Source organism: Desulfitobacterium sp. LBE (assembly GCF_007830365.1).
Lineage (GTDB): Bacteria > Bacillota > Desulfitobacteriia > Desulfitobacteriales > Desulfitobacteriaceae > Desulfitobacterium > Desulfitobacterium hafniense.
The window spans coordinates 726,922-747,095 of record NZ_VLKD01000001.1 but is presented as its reverse complement, the minus strand read 5'-3'; the positions used below and the strand labels follow the sequence as shown (position 1 = coordinate 747,095).

At 45.4% G+C, this 20,174-nt stretch carries 19 protein-coding genes; 17 read left to right on the top strand and 2 right to left on the bottom strand.

Annotation, left to right across the window (positions count from 1 at the left end; all coding sequences use genetic code 11):
• Nucleotides 1–36: 36 nt before the first annotated feature.
• Genes DESLBE_RS03555 through gap form a run of 5 tightly spaced genes read left to right on the top strand, consistent with a single transcriptional unit; the run spans nt 37 to nt 6,216 of the window.
• Nucleotides 37–1,245, top strand: coding sequence for a 6-phosphofructokinase (locus DESLBE_RS03555; protein ID WP_144675174.1), 1,209 nt, complete (start codon nt 37–39; stop codon nt 1,243–1,245).
• A 35-nt stretch (nt 1,246–1,280) separates the two neighbouring features.
• On the top strand, nt 1,281–2,720 hold the full coding sequence (locus DESLBE_RS03550; protein ID WP_144675172.1) for an NAD-dependent succinate-semialdehyde dehydrogenase: 1,440 nt from the start codon (nt 1,281–1,283) through the stop codon (nt 2,718–2,720).
• 47 nt (nt 2,721–2,767) lie between these two features.
• Complete coding sequence (locus tag DESLBE_RS03545) at nt 2,768–3,697, top strand: triose-phosphate isomerase (RefSeq protein WP_144675170.1); 930 nt, start codon at nt 2,768–2,770, stop codon at nt 3,695–3,697.
• A gap of 39 nt (nt 3,698–3,736) precedes the next feature.
• Nucleotides 3,737–5,188, top strand: a complete 1,452-nt coding sequence (locus DESLBE_RS03540; RefSeq protein ID WP_144675168.1) for a lactate racemase domain-containing protein — start codon at nt 3,737–3,739, stop codon at nt 5,186–5,188.
• A 17-nt stretch (nt 5,189–5,205) separates the two neighbouring features.
• The gene (gene gap, locus DESLBE_RS03535; RefSeq protein WP_144675166.1) at nt 5,206–6,216 is read left to right on the top strand and encodes a type I glyceraldehyde-3-phosphate dehydrogenase; all 1,011 of its coding nucleotides are present in this window, start codon (nt 5,206–5,208) and stop codon (nt 6,214–6,216) included.
• 52 nt (nt 6,217–6,268) lie between these two features.
• Here the strand turns inward: gap and DESLBE_RS03530 are convergent, their stop codons facing one another.
• Complete coding sequence (locus DESLBE_RS03530) at nt 6,269–7,177, bottom strand: AraC family transcriptional regulator (protein ID WP_243131223.1); 909 nt, start codon at nt 7,175–7,177, stop codon at nt 6,269–6,271.
• Nucleotides 7,178–7,339: 162 nt separating this feature from the next.
• Here DESLBE_RS03530 and DESLBE_RS03525 point away from each other — a divergent pair, with 162 nt between their 5' ends.
• The 7 genes from DESLBE_RS03525 (at nt 7,340) to DESLBE_RS03495 (ending at nt 12,772) form a co-directional block, all read left to right on the top strand.
• Complete coding sequence (locus DESLBE_RS03525) at nt 7,340–8,155, top strand: methyltetrahydrofolate cobalamin methyltransferase (RefSeq protein ID WP_172625364.1); 816 nt, start codon at nt 7,340–7,342, stop codon at nt 8,153–8,155.
• 51 nt (nt 8,156–8,206) lie between these two features.
• A complete protein-coding gene (locus DESLBE_RS03520) occupies nt 8,207–9,337 on the top strand; it encodes a uroporphyrinogen decarboxylase family protein (RefSeq protein WP_144675162.1) in 1,131 nt (376 codons plus the stop codon).
• A 49-nt stretch (nt 9,338–9,386) separates the two neighbouring features.
• Entirely contained in the window at nt 9,387–10,019 is a 633-nt protein-coding gene (locus DESLBE_RS03515) for a corrinoid protein (RefSeq protein ID WP_018211802.1), read from the top strand.
• 184 nt (nt 10,020–10,203) lie between these two features.
• The gene (locus tag DESLBE_RS03510; RefSeq protein WP_144675160.1) at nt 10,204–10,635 is read left to right on the top strand and encodes a winged helix DNA-binding protein; all 432 of its coding nucleotides are present in this window, start codon (nt 10,204–10,206) and stop codon (nt 10,633–10,635) included.
• A gap of 207 nt (nt 10,636–10,842) precedes the next feature.
• Complete coding sequence (locus DESLBE_RS03505; protein WP_005811443.1) at nt 10,843–11,517, top strand: MgtC/SapB family protein; 675 nt, start codon at nt 10,843–10,845, stop codon at nt 11,515–11,517.
• 66 nt (nt 11,518–11,583) lie between these two features.
• Nucleotides 11,584–12,003 carry an NAD(+)--rifampin ADP-ribosyltransferase gene (gene arr, locus DESLBE_RS03500; RefSeq protein ID WP_005811445.1) on the top strand — a complete coding sequence of 140 codons (420 nt, stop codon included), beginning with the start codon at nt 11,584–11,586 and terminating at the stop codon, nt 12,001–12,003.
• Between the two features lie 352 nt (nt 12,004–12,355).
• Entirely contained in the window at nt 12,356–12,772 is a 417-nt protein-coding gene (locus DESLBE_RS03495) for a DUF2695 domain-containing protein (protein WP_041271967.1), read from the top strand.
• Here DESLBE_RS03495 and msrB read toward each other — a convergent pair.
• Nucleotides 12,769–13,731, bottom strand: a complete 963-nt coding sequence (gene msrB / locus DESLBE_RS03490) for a peptide-methionine (R)-S-oxide reductase MsrB (protein ID WP_144675158.1) — start codon at nt 13,729–13,731, stop codon at nt 12,769–12,771. The genes DESLBE_RS03495 and msrB overlap by 4 nt on opposite strands.
• A gap of 319 nt (nt 13,732–14,050) precedes the next feature.
• On the opposite strand from msrB, the gene DESLBE_RS03485 reads away from it, so the two are divergent.
• The 5 genes from DESLBE_RS03485 to DESLBE_RS03465 all read left to right on the top strand — a co-directional run bounded on the left by DESLBE_RS03485 (nt 14,051) and on the right by DESLBE_RS03465 (nt 20,056).
• Nucleotides 14,051–14,809, top strand: a complete 759-nt coding sequence (locus DESLBE_RS03485; RefSeq protein ID WP_144675156.1) for an SDR family oxidoreductase — start codon at nt 14,051–14,053, stop codon at nt 14,807–14,809.
• A gap of 322 nt (nt 14,810–15,131) precedes the next feature.
• Entirely contained in the window at nt 15,132–17,375 is a 2,244-nt protein-coding gene (locus DESLBE_RS03480) for a molybdopterin oxidoreductase family protein (protein ID WP_144675154.1), read from the top strand.
• A gap of 6 nt (nt 17,376–17,381) precedes the next feature.
• Nucleotides 17,382–17,837, top strand: coding sequence for an Rrf2 family transcriptional regulator (locus DESLBE_RS03475; protein WP_011459739.1), 456 nt, complete (start codon nt 17,382–17,384; stop codon nt 17,835–17,837).
• A gap of 301 nt (nt 17,838–18,138) precedes the next feature.
• Nucleotides 18,139–18,600 (top strand): MarR family transcriptional regulator, encoded by a 462-nt coding sequence (locus tag DESLBE_RS03470; RefSeq protein WP_144675152.1) that lies wholly within the window; start codon nt 18,139–18,141, stop codon nt 18,598–18,600.
• A 106-nt stretch (nt 18,601–18,706) separates the two neighbouring features.
• Nucleotides 18,707–20,056: an MATE family efflux transporter gene (locus tag DESLBE_RS03465; protein WP_005811458.1), complete on the top strand. Its 1,350-nt coding sequence runs from the start codon at nt 18,707–18,709 to the stop codon at nt 20,054–20,056.
• Nucleotides 20,057–20,174 lie beyond the last annotated feature (118 nt).

The window sequence follows — 20,174 nt, the reverse complement described above, 5'->3', positions numbered from 1 at the left end:
AAGCTAGGCGAATATCTTCGGAGGTGTTTATTTTTCGTGAAAGCAAATATAGCTATTGTCCAGGCTGGTGGACCCACCTCTGTGCTGAATGCGAGCTTGGCGGGTTTTTTAGAGGCTGCAGCCTCTTCAGAGCGATATCATCATGTTCTAGGCTTTTGTAACGGGATCGAAGGCTTGATTAAGAATCAAGTGATGCATTTAGAAGGCCTTAGTAAGGCACGGTTAGATGCTCTTAAATCCCAGCCTGGAGCTGTTTTGGGGGCGGGACGATACCCGCTGACTCCAGAAAGATTGTCAAAGGTATGCTGCAATCTGCAGCTGCGAGAAATAAGTCAGTTGGTTTTAGTGGGCGGCAACGGGACGATGTGGGCTGCCGACCAAATTGCCGAAGCCTGCCCGGATGTTCAAGTTGTCGGGATACCAAAAACAGTGGATAACGATCTTTGGGGAACAGATCATTCCCCAGGCTATCTGAGTGCCGCCAAATTCATTGGCGAAGCCGTTCGCTCTTTGGCTTTAGATCTCTGGGCAATGCGTAACTTTGAGCGTGTACGGGTTGTTGAGGTGATGGGGCGGAATGTCGGGTGGTTGGCTGCGGCAGGGAGCTTGGCGCAAACCTCTTTACCTGATTACCCGCCGCTCCATTTTTACCTGCCGGAACATCCCTTTGAGTTAGAAAAGTTTTTCACTAAAGTCGATGAACATTTACATCGCCATCCTTGCTTGTTGGTTATTGTCAGCGAAGGGATTCGCTTGGCAGATGGAAGCCCGGTTGCCGAATTTGAGATAGGCCGATGCAAGGTACCGGGAGGGGCTGCGCAGATGTTGTCGTCTGAACTGCGTAACCGGGGGATTCCATCCCGAAGCGAAGTTTTGGGAATCTTGCAGCGGGCAAACACTTGGTCTGTGTGTGAACGTGACCGCCAGGAAGCTATATTTTTAGGGAAGCAGGCTATCGGGGTCTTAGGCCAGGGTAAGAGCAAAGTCATGCTGGGCTTGCCGGCGGAGACTGTTGATTTTGCCGAAGACAGCAAGGCACAGTGGGTTGATCTGAAAAGTGTTGCAGGATTGGAACGCCCAGTGGCTCCTTGTTATTTGACAGAGAGCGGAATTGATCCTTCGTTTACTGCTTGGCTGCAAAACAAAATGGGAGAACCTTTGGCGGAGGCCAATAGCGCTCTTCAGGTATGGAAGCTTGCTGCGGAACAATTGTCAAGTAACCCTGTGAACCGCCAATCCAGATAGCTCTAAAGCATTCAAGAGGATAGGAGAAAAGGCACATGAAAAAGGAAATAAGAGAGTCCCTTTTTATCGATGGAGAATGGCAAGAGGCAATCAATAAAGAAGTCAAAGGTGTAATTAACCCTGCAACCGGTAAAGTTTTTTGTGAGATAGGATACGGCGAGGTTGATGACGCTTTATCAGCCGTAGATGCTGCTGATCGCGCATTTGGAGCATGGTCAAAAACATCTGTACGGGAAAGGGCAGATATCTTAAATCGGACAGCAGACCTTTTGCGGCAAAGAGCAGATCACATCGGCCTGATTCTGGCTGCAGAATCAGGAAAACCCGTCCCTCAGGCAGTTGGTGAAGTGAAGTTTTCTGCCGAATACTTCCAATGGTTTGCAGAAGAAATACGCAGACCGTATGGTCAATCAATTCCCAGTGATGCAGCCAATAAACGGCATCATGTTTATACACAGCCAGCGGGAGTTGCGCTGTGCCTTTCTCCCTGGAATTTTCCCGTCTCTATTCAAGCACGAAAATTGGCTCCTGCTCTGGCTGCAGGTTGCACCGTCGTGGCCAGGGGTTCCGAAGTAGCTCCCCTGAGCCTCATAGAGCTGTTTCAATGTTTGCAGGATGCGGGTATTCCCAAGGGAGTAGCCAATTTAATCCAAGGACCGGCTGCGGTCACAACAGCGGCGATGATGAAACACCCTGCAGTACGTGTCGTTAGTTTTACAGGCTCTACTCCTGTGGGACGCAGTTTAATGCGTCAAGCGGCAGATGGTGTAATACGTTTAGCTTTGGAGTTAGGCGGAAATGCTCCTTTCATTGTCTTTGCCGATGCAGATATAGAAAAGGCTGTGGAAGGCGCCATGATAGCGAAATTCAGAAATAACGGACAATCCTGCATCGGAGCAAACCGTTTTTATGTTCATGAAAGAATTTATGACAAATTTACGGCTCTTTTTGCTGAGAAAATTTTGCGGATGAAGATTGGCAATCCGACTGAAGAGGTAGATCTTGATCTGGGGCCAATGGTAAATCTAAAGGACAAAGCAAGAATCGAAAGCTTAATCCGTGAGGCGGAAGCACTTGGAGCTAAGCCTTTAGTGCCTAAAGCAGAAGTGCCTGCCGAGGGCTATTATGTTCCGCCGGTTATTCTGGAAAATGTACCGGAAAGCGCAGCGCTCGCCAGAGAAGAATTATTTGCGCCGGTTGCGCCACTATTTAAGTTTGCGGATGAGAATGAGGTTATTGAAAAAGCAAATAGTTCGGATATGGGGTTGGCGGCTTATGTCTACACCCATGATTTATCTCGATCTATCCGGGTTACTGAATCTCTCAAATTCGGAATCATTGGGCTCAATAATGCCTTGCCATCAGTAGCCTATGCGCCGATGGGCGGGGTAAAACAAAGCGGCATCGGTCGGGAGGGTGCAAGAATAGGACTTGAGGAATTTATGGATGTCAAGTATGTCGCAACAGAAATCTAAAGACCTTAAACCTTCCAAAATGGAGGAATAACTTAAAGGAGGTATCTATGAAACAAATATTCATCAATCTTAAACGGTTTGATGTCCATAGAAGCTTAGGAGGGGTTTGTCCGTTTGAAAGAGGAGATGAATGGGTTGAATGGATTGTAGACGAGTGCATCAATTATGAAATTGGTAAACTTGAAGGGGTAAGGGTATCGTTCATGCTTCCCGAGTCTTTGCTTGTAAGTGCTGTTAAACGTCTGCAAATCTACCCCGAAGCGGAGAGGAAAGCCTTGGCAGTGGGGTGTCAGGGGGTTTTCAGGGAGGATGTCGTTGTGGGCGGCAACTTCGGGGCTTTCAGCACCAACCGGCCGGCTGCCGCAGCCAAAAGTTTAAATTGCAGTTGGACGATGATCGGGCACAGCGAAGAGAGAAACGATAAAATGGGTATTATCGCCGCCTATGATCCTGGGAGTTTACATAGCAACATGGGGCGGCAAGCTGTTAATACCACAGTTGACACAATCCTGAATCAAGAGCTGAAATGTGCCCTGAACAGAGGGTTGAACGTCTTGTTTTGCATCGGTGAAACCGCTGAAGATAGAGGTGACGGGGATTTCAACCAACAAAAGCCCCCAATCAAAGCAGCCTTGAAAGCTCAGTTGTTAAACGGATTAAAAGGGTTTGATAAAAACCAGCTGGAGGGCCGCCTGGTTATCGGCTATGAGCCTGTATGGGCTATCGGGCCGGGGAAAACCCCTCCGGGAAGTGACTATATCGCCTTTGTGTCAACCTATATCAAAGAGACCGTCCTGAGAGAATTTAATTTTGTGCCTTCCGTAGTTTATGGCGGTGGTTTAAAGGAAGAGAACGCCGGGATTATCGCCAGAATCGACACCATTGACGGCGGTTTAGTGGCTCTGACAAGATTTACGGGTGAGATTGGATTTTATCCTGAAGATTTAAGAAAAATCATCTCTAAATACCTTGAATAAGCAGCGAGCAAAAAGTGTCTTAAGGGAGGTCATATTGGCGTGGAAATTGCCTTTGAATACGGACAAGGTTTATTGGCAGCGAACTTGCCGGATCATACGGATGTGTTTATACCAGGGGAGACTGTTCCAGATCCGCAATACCTTAAGAACATTGAAGAAGAAACTAGAAAATCCATACTTAATCCTATAGGGGTTCCGCCCATTTCCAAACAAGTGCAAAAAGGTTCAAAGGTGGCCATTGTCTTTCCGGACAGGGTCAAAGGAGGGGTCCAAGCAACCTCTCACAGAAAAATAGCGATTCCCATAATCATTGCGGAATTGCTCCAGGCCGGTGTCGAAAAACAGGATATCAAGCTTATTTGCAGCAATGGCCTGCATCGGCAAAACACCAGAGAAGAAATCAAGAGCCTTTTGGGAGAAAGGGTCTTTCATGAGTTTTGGTGGAGCAATCAGATTGTCAATCATGACAGTGAAGATTGGAGCAAGCTGGTTGACCTGGGGCATGACGAAATGGGCAATCCGGTAATCATGAATCATGAGGTTTTTGAATCGGATCTCGCCGTACTGATCGGGCATGTTCTGGGTAATCCTTATGGAGGTTATTCAGGCGGCTACAAACACTGTGCTACCGGTATCACCCATTGGAAATCGATTGCTTCACACCATGTCCCTCATGTAATGCACAGGCCGGACTTTACGACCGTAAACAGTCAGAGCCTGATGCGCAGAAAGTTTGATTCCATTGGCCGATATATGGAAAAGTGTATGGGAAAAAAGTTCTTTACCTGTGACGCTGTCCTGGATACCGAGCAGAGACAGATTGCGGTATTTGCCGGGTCCGCCGCTGAAATACAGCCTTTATCGTGGGAAATTGCCGACAAAAGGACGTATGTGCCCTGGGCTGAGAAGAACTATGATGTGCTGGTTTTCGGTATGCCTCAGGCCTTCCACTATGGAAATGGCATGGGCACCAATCCAATTTTAATGATGCAGGCTATATCTGCACAGATCATCAGACATAAAAGGGTATTAAAGGATAACTGTGTGGTGATCTGCTCATCAATCTGCAATGGTTATTTTCATGATGAGGAATTTCCGTCTTACAGGGCTTTATATGACCTTTTCCAAAAGGACTATCACCATACACTACCTGACCTTGAAAAGTACGGTGAGTATTTTGCCAATAATCAAGAGTTTATTGATAAATACCGTTTTAATTATGGCTATCATCCTTATCATGCCTTTTCCATGATATCTTGCGGACAGATAGCAGAACAACATTGTTCCGCTATCTATATCGTAGGCGCTTATGAACCGGGCTATGCCCGCAGTATGGGAATGAAAACGAGAGCTACATTTGAAGAGGCCTTAAAGGATGCCGGAAAGTATGTAGGAAGCAACCCCAATATTTTGGCCCTGCCCAAAGCCTTTAAGCTTGCCAGTGTGCATCTCGGCATGAAAGAATCAATGAATAAGACGATATCGAAATGATTCAGGAGGTTATTTAGATGAGTGTTCGCGTTGCCATTAATGGATTTGGTAGAATTGGCCGGCTGACATTGCGGGCGGTCCTGAAGCAATCCCTTCCGGTTGAAGTGGTTGCCATCAATGATTTAGGAAGTCCTGATTTATTGGCTCATCTGTTTAAGTATGATTCGCTTCACGGAATTCTCCCTAATTCAGTGGAAATTGACGGAAATACAATGCTCGTCGATGGAAAATCCATTGCTATTTTATCGGAGAGAAACCCTTTGGATTTGCCTTGGAGCAAACTGGGAGTGGATATTGTCATTGAATCAACCGGACGTTTTACAAAGCGCGCTGCCGCGGCTCAACATCTGACAGCGGGGGCAAAGAAAGTCGTTATCTCTGCTCCGGCTAAAAACGAAGACATTACGATTGTTATGGGAGTTAACGACGATCAGTATCAGCCCCAGGAACACCATATTATTTCCAATGCTTCTTGTACAACGAATTGCCTTGCTCCCGTTGCCAAAGTTTTATTGGATGCTTTTGGAATTGAGCAAGGGATGATGACTACGACTCATTCAGTTACCAATGACCAACGGATTTTGGATCTGGAGCATTCCGACTGGCGCAGATCCCGGGCAGCCTATCAATCCATGATTCCGACCACCACAGGTGCAGCCAAAGCGGTAACCTTGGTTATACCGGAATTAGCAGGAAAAATGAATGGACTGGCCGTCAGAGTCCCTACCCCGAATGTTTCTTTGGTTGATTTTGTTGCTAATCTAACTAAATCAACAACCAAAGAAGAAGTCAATGCTGCCTTGCGTGAAGCGGCAGAGGGTAAATTGAAGGGATATCTTGAATATACAGAGCTGCCTCTCGTTTCCCGCGATTTTAATGGCAACTCAGCCAGCTCCATCGTCGATGGCTTATCAACGATGATGATTGGCGAGCGCATGGTTAAAGTGTTGGCCTGGTATGATAATGAATGGGGCTATTCCAACCGTATTGTGGATCTGGTAAAGTTGATTGTCATGAAAGGTCTCTAATCACGAATCAAGGGGATTCTTGCCTGAAGGCTGGAATCCCCTTGATTCGTGATTAAAATGGTGTGTTTCTGAACTCGCCGGGTGTAACTCCTATATTATTATGGAAATTGACCACAAAATTTGATTCAGTAGAAAACCCGCATTCGGCGGCTATCTCCTTAATCTGAAGATTTGTTTTCTTAAGCAGCATTTTAGCATGGTTTAAACGAGTTTTCACGACATATTCATATGGGGAATAGCCGGTATCCTTTTTAAAGGTTCTGGCAAAATGGAAAGAACTCATGTTAACATGGGACGCAATAACCTTAAGGCTGAGTTTTTCTTTAAAGTTAGTCTCAATAAATGCTATAGCTTCCAGAACCGGATCAGATTTATCAGATTCCGGCAAAATAAAATCATCAGAGAGCATCAGTAACTCTGACAGCATCCTCTGGATATAACATGACATTAAGGGCTCAGAAAGGGGGCTGCCTGCCCTGGCATCTTCAAGAATCCTATTCAGATACTTAGGTATGATTAGCAAATTACTCAAAGAAATGACACATCCGAAACGATCATAAATAAGGTCAAACAGCTCTTTGCTGATGTTACCGTCATAATGGAGCCACAATGTCGTCCATTCAGTATTCGTATAATACCGATGTGGGTTATGACAATTGAGCATGATTAAATCATTTTCTTTGGCAGTATATATCCTGTCGTTATAACAGACTGTACCTTGACCCTTTACTACAAACATCAGCAGGTAACTGCTGTATTTTTCTCTTTCGACATTGTAATTCTGGTCGCAGAAGAATTTACCTGTACAAATCAAATAAAAAAAGAGGGATTTTGCCAGATTGCTGGGAGTGAAAAAATAATATTCTGAGCCTTCAAGGACTCCTTTTTCGTTAACCCTCATAATCAGCCTCCATGGAAATATTAAAGCAATATTTCGAAATAGATTGGCAATTTTAATCAATGAAATGGCTTTAACAAGAGTATATAATGTGAATTAAGATATAGCAAGATTAAAACATTGAATTTGATGATGCTGTAAGGATCTAAGTAATTGGCGAAGGGGGAATGGAAGTATAATTAACGTTTGCTTGATCTGTATTACAAAGTAAAGGCAGGAAAGGACATGTTGATTGTAGGCGAACTTATTAATTCCAGCCGAAAAGCTATTAGCGATTCGGTGGATAATCGTGACGCACACTATATTAAGAAGACAGCGTTCGAACAAGTTGAAGCCGGCGCAAACTATTTGGATGTGAATTGTGGAACTAAGGTCTTTGAGGAAAAGGACACCATGGAATGGCTCATCAATACAATCCAGGAAGCAGTTCAGGTTCCCTTGTGCATCGATAGCCCCAATCCTGAGGTTTTGGAAGCGGGACTGGCACTATGTAAGTATGGACAGCCCATGATTAACTCAATTACTGATGAGAAGGAACGTTTTGAAGCGATTAGCCCCCTTTTGGCTAAATATAAGGCCAAAATCGTGGCACTCTGCATGGACGATGAGGGAGTTCCGGAAACAGCCGCTGACCGTATGCGGGTGCTTAAAAGTCTATATGATAAACTACGGTCAATTGGGGTTCCGGATCAGGATATGTATTTTGACCCGCTTGTCAAGCCGATAAGCAGTATTGAGGCAGCCGGGATTGAGGTTCTCGAAACGATTAAGGCTGTAAAAAAAGCATATCCAAATGTCCACTTTATGTGTGGGTTAAGCAATGTGTCTTATGGGCTGCCTAACCGAAAAATATTAAACCGTATCTTCATGGTCCAAACCATGACATTGGGCATGGACGGCTATATTTTAAATCCTACCGACAGGGGGATGATGGGAACAATTTTCGCTGCCCAGGCTTTAATGGGTCAGGATTTATATTGTATGAATTACTTGAGCGCTCATCGGGCCGGTGTTTATGAAGAACTGTCAAAAAATCTATAATCATTTGGTAGCACAGAGCTTAAATATTTTTTAGCGAGAGGAGTAAAACCTATGAATCATCGTGAAAGGGTATTAGCGGTTTTGAACAAAAAATTGCCTGACCGTATCCCTATGGATTTATGTGAATCGGCGAGCTTTATTAATGATCCGGCCTATTTTGCTTTGAAAAACCATTTTAATATTGAGGGAGAGGTTGAGCCGTTCCGCAGAAATTTTACGGCGAACTATTATGACCCACGTGTTCTGCAAGCTTTGGACATTGATTTTCGCCATGTTTGGCTGAAAACGCCTACGGATTATCAAAATACAATGTATGATGATGGCACTTTTTCTGATGAATGGGGTGTCGTCTATAGGTTATTGGGAAATGAAAGAGCTATTGTAAAGTATCCTTTATTGAATGCAGATGAAAGTGATCTTGATAACTATCCATGGCTTGATCCATATGCTCCGGGACGTGCTGAGGGCTTGGCAGAACGTGCCCATGACCTGCTCCAAAATACCGATTACGCTATTGCCGCCCATGCTGCTCATAATTATGGATTCTTCGATACTGCTTGGATTATGAGAGGATTTGATAACTTTTTAGTTGACCTCATGATCAATAAACCATTTGCCAAGCGTTTATTAGGAAAAATTCTCGATATATTTTTAGGACTTCATGAAGTATACCTAAATGCAGTGGGACCCTATATCCATATGATAGCTTTCTGTGAAGATTATGGCATGCAGAACGCACCATTTATCTCACCTGAATTATATAAGGAGATGCTGCAACCGTATCATAAAGAACTCTTTGCCTTTATTAAAAAGAAGGCCCCTCAGGCTAAAATAATGTTTCACAGTTGTGGGGCTGTTTACCCATTGATTCCTTTGTTAATTGAAGCCGGAATTGACGTTTTGAATCCTATCCAGCATACGGCAAACGGCATGGACCCGCTTAAAATAAAGCAGGAATTTGGTTCTGAAGTTATTTTTCATGGTGGCATAGATGTTCAGCATGCTCTAGCCGGAAGTATAGAGGGCGCTGAAAAAGAAGTTAAAAATATGATTGATACATTAGGAGAAAACGGTGGTTATATCGTGGCGCCAGCCAATGTTGTTTCGGGGGAAACTCCTCCTGAAAACATCGCAAGTCTATACAGAACAGCGGCAAATTATGGCAGATATGATCTGAAATAATTGTCAGCAATGCTTGCCTATTTAAAATTAAAAAAGGAGAGTAGAAGAAATGAAAATCCTTGACGAAATAAAAGAAGCACTTATGAAGGGAGATGCCAATCAAGTTCGGGAGCAAGCTGCTAAAGCAGTGGCAGAAGGGCTTGATCCGGTTACGATTATTAATGATGGGTTTATTACGGCTATGAGTATTATCGGTACTAAGTTTAAAAATAATGAAGTTTATGTCCCCGAAGTCTTAGTTGCCGCCAGAGCAATGCATGCTGGAATGGATGCCGTTAAACCTTTTTTAGCCGGCGATGCCCTTCAAGAGAAAGGAACTGTCTTGATTGGCACTGTGAAGGGGGATCTTCACGATATTGGTAAAAATCTGGTTATCATAATGTTGCAGGGTGGCGGTTTTAAAGTGGTGGATTTAGGAATTGACGTTTCGGCAGAAAAATTCGTTGAAGCTGTTAAAGAAAATAAACCGGATGTCGTAGCCATTTCTGCCTTATTAACCTCAACGATCATAAATATGAAGAGCGTAATTGAAGGCTTGGCTGATTATCGCGATCAGGTAAAAATAATTGTGGGCGGAGCCCCGGTTACCCAGGATTTTGCCGATAAGATTGGCGCCGACGCTTATGCTCCGGATGCTGCGTCTGCGGTGGAGAAGGTGCGCGAACTTGTCGGCGCAGCCTGAATAGGTTTACGGAACTATTTCACAGCAATTGCAAAACTTCAGGATTTAGTGAAAGGCAGAACTGAGTCATAACGGATGAGAAAACCCTTGATATAGTAAATTTTAATTTACTATATCAAGGGTTTTTACTTGAAATAATCTATTAATAGCATTAAAATGATTACTATATTAGGGAGGTGCAGCAATGAGTGAAATGATTGCCAAAGAATATATTGAGTTGATCTCAAATCTTTTTGGGAACTTCAGCCAGCTGAACAAAGAAGCCGTGGCGTTGTCACACCTGCAAAGCCACGTTCTCGAATTTATCTATATGAAGCAGAGAGCATTGAATATTAAAGACATAAGCAGCGGTCTGGATATTGCCAAGCAACAATTAACCAAAGTGATCAGCGACCTTGAAACAGGTGGCTTCCTGGTCAAAGCACCCGACCCTAAAGATAAGCGGGCCGTTCTGGTTTCCCTGACCACAGCGGGCCAAGATGCTGAAGATCAAAAATGGGCCGGAATGTATCAACGGCTCAGCAATAACCTGACTAAATTGACTGATGAGGAGCAAGCTGATCTAACCTATGCTCTCCATAAAGTCAATCTGCTCTTGAAAAAGATGGAAAACTAAGGAAGCAAATGCCTTGGCTCATCATTACCTGTCGGACTGATCCTGCAATAATGACAAACATAAAGACCATGAGATTTGGAAGAAATAGTACAGGGAGTCATCGTTGATAAATGGTCTCTTTGTTTTTTTAATTGAGTAGAGTTAAAATAGATCAATACTTATTGTAAAATCAAAGTAATGTCTTGTAGTTACTGAATGATTCGGGAGGTGGCTCTTTTGTTGATTAGCGATTACGAGATGGCCTTAAGGCTTTTGTTAGCCTGTATCTTAGGTGGGGTTGTCGGTTGGGAACGGGAGAAGATCCACAAACCCGCAGGATTAAGAACACATATACTCGTCGCTTTAGGGGCCGCTTTGGTCACTATCGTGTCTATGTTTGCTTTTACTTCATTTGATTATGCCAATAAAGATCCGGGAAGAATAGCGGCCAATATTGTAACCGGTATTGGCTTTTTGGGCGCCGGCACCATCATGCGCGAAGGCACCTCAGTCAAAGGGCTGACAACGGCCGCCAGCATTTGGGTGGTAGCGGCGATTGGCATGGCAGTGGCTACAGGGATGTATTATTCTTCATTAATAACTACCTTCCTGGTTTTCCTGACCTTGGACGGCTTCTTTGAAAAGCTTCTTTTTCGCAACCAGCAATTGTTAAAAGTGTGTATTGCCAATGAATTTAAACTGACAGAAATCGGTGAGGTTTTTGAAAAAAATGGCATCACGATTAAACATGTTTCCGTTCTGCCGATCAAGTTTTCCAGGAATATTCCCGTTGAGTTCAGAATCAGGGTGCCTAAAGATATTGACTACTTTAAGATTTTAGGGGAGATTGTGGCTATTGATGGTGTAACGATGGAGGAGAGTATGCCCCTGTACCGGCGGTAACGGGATGCAGAAATCTGCTATAACTTTTTGAAAACGATAAACAGGAATTTATATGGAGGACTTAGTGTGCATAAAAAAAGAGAACTGATTGAAACCGGACCTTTCTACCACGGTACAAAAGCCGACTTGAAGATAGGAGACTTGCTGGAGCCTGGCTATAGCTCTAACTATGGTAAGCGAAAGAAGGCCAACTATGTCTATCTGACTGGGACCTTGGATGCGGCCGTGTGGGGAGCAGAGCTTGCAGTGGGCGACGGACCCGGTCGTATCTATTGTGTGGAGCCCACCGGCACCTTCGAGAATGATCCCAATCTGACGGATAAGAAGTTTCCGGGGAACCCCACCAGATCCTATCGCACCCAACATCCCTTGCGCGTAATAGGCGAAGTCCCGGAATGGGAAGGACACTCCCCAGAGACGCTCCAGAAAATGCGGGATCATCTTGACGAACTAAAACGTCTCGGCATTGAGGCGATAAACGACTGATTATGAGATAGCCAGCGCAAAAGATACGTTTTTACCGTGTTTTCAGAGTAAATATAAAAACATACAGACAAGGGGCAACATCAGAAAAATGTTGCCCCCTGTCCGTATTGTCATGCCGCTGCTCGATATGTGAAGCCTGCAAACACTTATAGTTTAATAAGTTATATTCATACCATTAAATGACATTGAGTCGAACTCCACCTTTTTTCTGCATAACCCTCCCGTGACGCTTTGCCGCATCGCGGGGGATAAAGAACGATGAATTAAAGCATGTTCTATGCTTATAATAGGAGTATTGAAGATCTATAGGAAATCAAAATCCCCAAGAATTAGAAGTGATTCGTTTAAGGAGATGATAGTCATGCCGGAGAAGACTTTTCAGGAAGAAGGACAAGCAGAATTACCCCTTCTTAAGGATAAGAAATTGATTAAAGAAGAGGTTAACCGCCGTTTAGTTCATGGAATTAAGCAGGGCCATCTGGAATACGATGCGCTCTATAATCATGAGAAATCCAGTTTGAACAAAGATGCTGAGATCTTAAGCATGCTTTTTCAGCGTCTGTTCTTTTACCGCTTAAATGAAAAACTGGCAGCCTTCCACTGTGACCATACTTATCGTTTCAGCCGGCAAATATTAACTCAGATGCAGCTTAACCGCGGCAAAATCAACGATATTCTGGAGATTTTCCAAAAGAACGGCGGCGTGTGTGACTGTGAAGTGCTCTATAATGTTGAAAGCCGCTTAATCGGCAAAGACTCTCAAGTCTAATCCCGGAACAAACGGAGCAGATCCCCATAGCCCTCCCGTTCCAGATCTTCCTTCGGGATAAAGCGCAGAGCAGCCGAATTGATGCAGTAACGCAAGCCATCCGGCCCCGGTCCGTCATCGAAAACATGTCCCAAATGAGATTCAGAATTGCGGCTGACGACCTCTGTGCGGGTCATATTATGGCTGAGGTCAATTTTTTCGACGATATTGCTTTTTAACACCGGCCTGGTAAAACTAGGCCAGCCGCAGCCGCTGTCGAATTTATCCCTGGAACTGAAAAGAGGCTCACCGGAAACGACATCCACGTAAATCCCTTCCTGCTTGTTATTCCAGAACTCATTTTGAAAGGGAGGTTCCGTGCCTTTTTCCTGAGTCACATGAAATTGCAGCGGAGTTAAACGCTTTTTTAATTGCTCCTTTTCTTTTGCCCAATGTTTGTTGATGAAGGCATCCCGGCCTGAACCCTGGCGGTAAAGTGCATAGCGGAAAGCATTTTTTTGATGATAGCCTTGGTGGTAATCTTCTGCCGGATAGAAGGGAGCAGCCGGGAGAATCTCAGTAACGATGGGCTTATCAAAATGCGAACTGCTGATTAAAGCATTTTTAGATTCTTCGGCCAGCCGGCGTTGTTCTTCGCTGTGATAAAAAATAGCTGTCTGATAGGACTCACCACGATCGTGAAACTGTCCGCCGGGATCGGTGGGATCGATTTGCCGCCAGAAAAGAGCCAAGAGTTCCTTGTAGCTCACAATATTCGGATTAAATTTAATTTGGATCGCTTCCCTATGTCCGGTGGTGTGGGAACAGACTTCGTTATAGGTGGGGTTTTCCACATGGCCGCCGGTGTAGCCGGATAGAACCTCCAAAACCCCAGGCAAGGGGCTGTATACTGATTCCATACACCAAAAGCACCCCCCGGCAAACGTGGCAATTTCCAGATTGGTTTTATCAACTGTCATAGAATCTTCCCTCCTTAGAGCATAGGATGGACTTGCAAGCCTAAAGTTATCCTTATCTAAATCATAACTCTTTTCATCGATAATTAAAAATATCAATCCGATCAGAATTATATTTTATGCCGTTTGGACTGGTCAAACAGCAGCGAATACGTTAGAATTAACTAAATTCCGAATATTTAATAAATTAAAAAGCTTATTAAATGAGAGAGGAGGGTAAAAACTTCCGGAAAACAGTTCTTAAAACAAGCAGAATTGGCAACCCTAAGGTTGCAGGCAGAGAAAGCAGATTTTGAATGATTAGAGCGAGGAGGAAAAAACCATGAGATTAATGAATAAGGTGGCCATTGTAACGGGAGCAGCTTCCGGTATGGGCAAGTCAATTGCCCTTCTCTACGCCAAAGAAGGGGCCAAAGTCGTTGTATCGGATCTCAATCTGGAGGGTGCCCATAAGGTTGCCGAAGAGATTACTTCGGCAGGTGGCACCGCTTTGGCCATCAAGACCAATGTTGCTGTGGAAGAAGATATTCAAGCCTTGATTGACACAGCTGTGAGTACTTATGGTACCGTCGATATTCTTGTCAACAATGCAGGAATCATGGATAATTTTGAACCTGCCGCTGATATAGAAGATAAGAATTGGGAAAGAATATTTGCCGTAAACACCACAAGCGTTATGCGTGCAACCAGAAAGGTTCTTCCCATATTCCTGGAAAAATCAAGCGGCGTCATTGTCAATATCGCCTCGGCAGGGGGACTAAACGGTGCCAGAGCAGGGGCTACATACACGGCCTCCAAACATGCCGTGATTGGTTTTACTAAAAACACCGGCTTTATGTATGCCCAGCAGGGGATTCGCTGCAACGCCATCGCCCCGGGAGCCGTGGAAACCAATATCGGGTCCACAATTACCGATCCTCATAAATTCGGCTCCGCACGGGCCTATGCTGGTATGGCCACCAATCCCCGTATGGGCAAACCTGAGGAGATTGCTCAGGTGGCATTGTTCCTGGCTGCGGAGGAGTCCAGCTTCGTCAATGGCGCTGTTATCGTGGCTGACGGAGGCTGGTCTGCCTATTAAAACCCTTTAGACCATTGGGGAAATCATCAAAATAGAAAAGCAATGTGCAAAGCAATGATATGCCAAAATGACAGTGGCGGAGTTTTCCGCGTACTGTCATTTTTGGCTTTATTTAATTTATTTTTAACCTTCCTGGTTGCACGCTCAACAGCACTAAGCGAAGATTACTGCAGACAGGAGCACCAGTATATTGAAGGGGAACAGTTGCAGTTTAGCCAACTGATTATAGCCGATTACGATTGACAGAATATTTAGATATCTGTTAAGATGAAACCAAAGTGGTTACACCCATGGGACCACCAGAGAGGGGAGAAGCACAAGGATGGGAGAATGGAAAAAAAGCGGTTGTATACTCTGTGCTCAGAACTGTGGCCTGGAACTGGAGATAGAGAACAATCGTATCGTCAAAGTCCGTGGGGATAAGGACAATCCCCGCAGTCTCGGCTATTGCTGCCAAAAAGGTCTGAAGATCGCCCATTATGCCCATAATGGGGATCGCCTTTATTATCCTTTGAAAAAAGCAGGGGACCGTCATGTGCGCATCAGCTGGGAACAAGCCATTGGTGAGATTTCTGAAAAATTATTGTCCATCAAAGAAGACCATGGACCTAAATCCTTTGCTTATGTGGGCGGCGGCAATGTAGGGGGGCAGATGGAGGTCGGCATCGGGTTAAGGCTGCTGGGCCTTCTGGGTTCACGTTATTACTATTCATCATTGGCACAAGAATTTTCCAATGTCTTTTGGGTGGACGGCCGGGTTGCGGGAAAACAGGGGTTAACTTCCGTGGCGGACGCCCATGGAGCAGATACTTTGGTGGCCTGGGGCTGGAATGGCTGGATGAGCCATCAGGAGCCGCGTACCCGGCTCTTGATCAAGGAGTTTGCTGAGAATCCCCACAAAAAACTGCTTGTTATTGATCCGCGCTTATCGGAGACGGCTAAGTTTGCGGATCTTCATCTGGCCCTGCGCCCGGGGTCTGATACATTGCTCTTAAAAGCCATCATCCGGATTATTCTCGAGCAGGAATGGGAAGATAAAAAGTATCTTGAAGACCATGTGAGCGGGTGGGAAGAGGTTGCCCAACTCTTCAGCGGATTTGAAGCTAAGAGAGCGGTGGAAGAGGTCTGCGGGCTTAATTATGAAGATGTGGTGGAGACGGCCCGCCTGATTGCCCAAACCAAGTCCTGTATCCATCAGGATTTGGGAATTTATATGAATCGCAACTCCACCCTCAACAATTACTTGCTGCATATTTTACGGGCTGTAACAGGACGTTTGGCTGTGGAAGGGGGACAGATTTTTCCCGCTTTCCTTTATCCCATGGGAAGTGACAGCGATGAGCGCCATCCGAAAACCTGGCGTACGGTGAAACATAAGATGTTTCCCGTGTTGGGGGTATTTCCGCCGGCTATCTTGCCTGATGAGATCCTCCATGATCATCCGGAGCGCATCCGCGCTTTAATCGTCAGTGCCTGTAACCCCCTTCGCTCCTGGCCGGATACCCTGGCTTATGAAAAGGCCTTCCAGGCCTTGGAGCTCTCAGTGTGTATTGATATCGCCTACACCGAAACCGCCCGCTTGTCTGATTATGTCCTGCCCAGTCTCAGTTATCTGGAATCCTATGATACCACGTGTTTTAACTATTCCTACCCGGAGTTCTATTTTCAAATGCGTCAGCCTGTCCTGGAGCCCCTCAGCCCGGAAGCCAAAGAGGGTTCAGCGATTATCTTAGAGCTGATTAAGGCCATGGGTTTTCTACCGGAACTGCCGGATCGGCTCTATGGGGCAGGGCAGCAAGGCCTTACCTCATACTTAGGGGCAATCAACGCTTATTTCCTGGAAAATCCCCAGCATGCCAAGCTGGCTCCCCTCATCCTGGCGGAAACTCTGGGGAAGGCCCTCGGCTCCGTCAACCAGGCTTTAATCGCAGGCCTGCTGATCAACAGCAGTAAAGGCTTTAAAGCCGGCGCTGCCGCCATAGGCTATCCTCCGGATATCACCATGGCGGAGAAGATGTATCAGGATATTGTTGGGCATCCCCAGGGGTTAATCCTGGCCAGATTCCAGGGTGATAACTTTCAAATGCTGCACACCCCAGATAAAAAACTGGCCTTGAGCATTGAGGAGCTCTTCGAACCTCTGCAAGCGGCCACTATCGATAAAGAAAGGGCGGAGCTGGAGCTGCCTGAGCATTATCCTCTGATCCTCCACGCAGGGCTTCATCATGAGACAGTAGCCAACACCATGCTGCGCAATCCCCAGTGGAACGGTTCCCGGCGCTGGGCAACCATGCTTATGCATGAGGCGGATGCCGGAAACCTGGGGCTTACCGACGGGGACAAAGCTGAAATTACCACAAAAGCCTCCACAGCGCTGATCGAAGTTGAAATCAGTCCCCACGCAGCTCGCGGTTGTGTCTACATCCGTCATGGCGGAGGGCTGGTCTATGAAGGCAGCAAATACGGAGTCAATGTCAATGAATTAGTCCAGAGCACGGACAGGGACGAGATGTGCACTCCCATGCACCGCCGTATTCCTTGCCGGGTGGAAGCGGTGGGGGAGTAGGAGACCATGCAATTAAGCAGCAGGTTTCCTGTAGCAGTACAAATCCTTATTATCATTGCCTGGTGTCCTGAAGATGTCAAAGTGACCAGCGAAGCCCTTGCTGTGAGTGTCAACACCAATCCGGTTCTGATCCGGCGCATTATGGGGTACTTAAAAAAAGCCGGCCTGATCGCTATTTCTTCAGGTACCGGAGGAGCAAAACTAACCAGAAGTACGGAGGAGATCACTTTATTGGCGGTCTATCGGGCAGTGGAATTAACGGACCAGCATGCACTGTTTGGCCTTCATGCTCATCCCAATGCCTATTGTCCGATTGGCTGCCGGATCAATGACGTGCTCCGGCCACCTTTAGAGGAGGCGAGAAACGCCCTTGAAGGGTCCTTGGCAAAAGTGACCATCCAAGAGCTGTTGTCATCCTTTCCACCCTTTGATTACGCGATTCTTAAGCATTTAAAGCTTTAACCTATGCTTATCGTTAAATAGTCTGGAGATAACACCATGAAGGAATATAATTATTTTCGCCGGAGAAGATGAATACTATTGCTTAGGTCAGGGATATCCAATCGGATATCCCTGCTTTATTCATGCAGGCAGGAAAATCATTGCCCGGGAACCGTCGCGAACTATGGAAGCAGATGACCGATCCTTTCGAAAGAAAGTGCTTGCATTCCGGCTTGGTTATCACTATAATATTTAAGTATTCTTACTGTTAGTTTCCTAACTGTCTGAATTCTTATTTTTTCTTTAGTTAAGTAAAAGGTAGGTGGTCGTATTGAACTATAATAAAACCAAGCAAATTCATAAACTGATGTTTACTTTTATGGGGTTGTTCCATGAGAAGTTTTTGCTGCCATTTCGCAACGAAGTGGATTGTCGTTCAGATTTGAAGAAAAATCATATCAAAATACTCAATATCCTTTATCATGAGAATCCAAAAACCCTGACCGAAATCGGTAAAAACCTGGATATTGAAAAAGGAAGCTTAACCGCTTTGGTTGATTTTTTGGAGGAAAAGGAGCTTATTATACGGGCTATGGATCCGAAGGATCGCCGGAAGAGCTTAATTTACTTAAGCCCCCAGGGCAAAGAGAAGATGGAGGAGCGTATTGCTGCTTTCACAGAACAAATGGGAGAATCTTTGGCTGTTTTTGATGCCGAGGATATCCAGGCTTTTGAGAATAATTTGCAGCACGTTGTGGATTTTCTTAAAAAAGTGCCGGTTTGACCTGAGGAACAGGGAACTATAGAGATCATGATCAAGCAGACAGAGCATGACTAAGAAGATAGATCATGATCAAGAGCAGATTATAGAGTGAGAAAGAAGTGTTTAAATGATAAGCCTTAGAAATGACAGCATCGGAAAATTGCTGTGGGAATTTTCCTTGCCGGCAATTATTGGGATGTTGGTTAATGCCCTCTACAATATTATCGGCCGTATCTTTGTCGGTCAGGGTGTTGGTTATCTGGCCATCGCTGCAGTTACGGTAGCCATGCCTGTGATGATTTTGCTTATGTCCGTCGCTATGCTGGTGGGTGTGGGAGCTACCGCCCTGATCTCTATTCGCATGGGCGAGAAAAAGATGGACGAAGTGGAAAAAATTGCAGGAAACGCCACAGGTCTTCTTGTGCTTTTGCCCTTGCTTTTATCCTTCGTTTACTTTTTTAATGCTGAACCCCTTTTGGTCTTGTTTGGCGCCAGTCCGGAAGTTTTGCCCTATGCCAAGGAATACAGCCATATCATTATGATGGGCGCAGTGCCAGGTGCTTTAGCCTTTGGCATGAACAACTTTATCCGTGCCGAAGGCAACCCCCGTATTGCTATGCTGACTCAGATTATCGGTGCGGTTATTAACATTGTCTGTAACTATATTTACATTTTTATATTTGATTGGGGTATTCAGGGCTCCGCTTTGGCGACAGTGACTGGTCAAACTGTTTCGGCAATATGGGTTCTCAGCCATTTTCTCATGGGACGCAGCAGAATTAAGCTGAGAGCAAAATATTTGCGTCTGGATCCATCCATTGTCTTAAAGACCATAACCATTGGCTTTGCACCTTTTGCCATGCAGATCGCCAATAGTGTTCAGCAAACTCTGCTGAACAACACCTTAAGGGAATATGGGGGAGATATAGCTATTTCAGCCGTGGGCATTGTCATGAGTATATCCATGCTGCTGCTGATGCCGATTGTCGGAGTCAGCCAAGGGGCACAACCCATTATCGGTTATAATTACGGCGCCCAGAATTATGAGCGGGTCAAGGAAACCCTGAAAAAAGCCGTTCTGGTGGGCACTGCTATGGCGGCAGGCGGATTTGTCCTGCTCCATCTCTTTGCTGTTCCGGTGGTAGGGCTTTTCAGTAAAAATGATCTGGCTCTTACCGAGTTAGCCGTCCATGCATCCCTTGTCTTCCTGGCTTTGATGCCCATTGTCGGTTTCCAAATCATTGGCTCCTCCTACTTCCAGGCAGTAGGAAAACCTATTCAATCCACGATTCTCAGTCTTTCCCGGCAAGTGCTTCTTTTTATTCCTCTTTTGCTCCTGCTCCCTCGGTTTTACAAAATTGAAGGGGTCTGGATCACGGCTCCCATCGCGGATGGCCTGGCTGTCCTGGTGACCGGAACCTTCCTGTTTTTCGAACTTAGAAAATACAAAAAACCGGTCCCGGCTCTGGGTGACTAAACAGCTTCATTCATAACCGGAAACAATGAACCGCTTCTTCGCTTGAAGGAGCGGTTTTTTTACCAGGGAAGGCAGTGTAATCCGTATTGTAAGTAAAATGAAGTTCCATTATACTATT